The 402-nt window shown below is 68.7% G+C and carries 1 protein-coding gene; it reads left to right on the forward strand.

The annotated features are described in order from the left end of the window. Positions 1–402, forward strand: a 402-nt coding sequence (locus BN1137_RS02750; protein ID WP_157433602.1) for a substrate-binding periplasmic protein, incomplete at both ends; no start/stop codon positions are given.

A 402-nucleotide genomic window follows, 5' to 3' on the forward strand; every position in this document is an offset into this window, starting at 1 on the left:
TGAGCCTGCCGCTGGCGGCCAAGGAGACGCTGTCGGTGGCCTGGAGTCACTGGCCTCCCTTCAGCCAGCTCGGCCCCAGGGGGGAGCTTGGCGGGATCGACGTCAATCTGACCCGTCAGATCTTGCAGGAGGCGGGTCTTGAACCCGATTTTCATAACCTCCCCTGGGCCCGGGCCCTGCATCTGCTCGAGCGCGGCCAGCTGGGTGCCGGCATGGGGGCGCTCAATACCCCGGAGCGGCGCCAGTTTGCCCGCTTCTCCGCCCCCTACCGACGCGCCAGCTTCGTGCTGCTCAGCCACAACGCCTCCGCGGGAACGGTCGATCGCTGGCAGGGGATCTCGCGCTTTACGGATCTGTGCCAGGCAACCGGGCTGCGGCTTGGCAAGTTGCGCGGCACCCGCC

The organism is Aeromonas tecta, assembly GCF_000820185.1.
Classification (GTDB): domain Bacteria; phylum Pseudomonadota; class Gammaproteobacteria; order Enterobacterales; family Aeromonadaceae; genus Aeromonas; species Aeromonas tecta.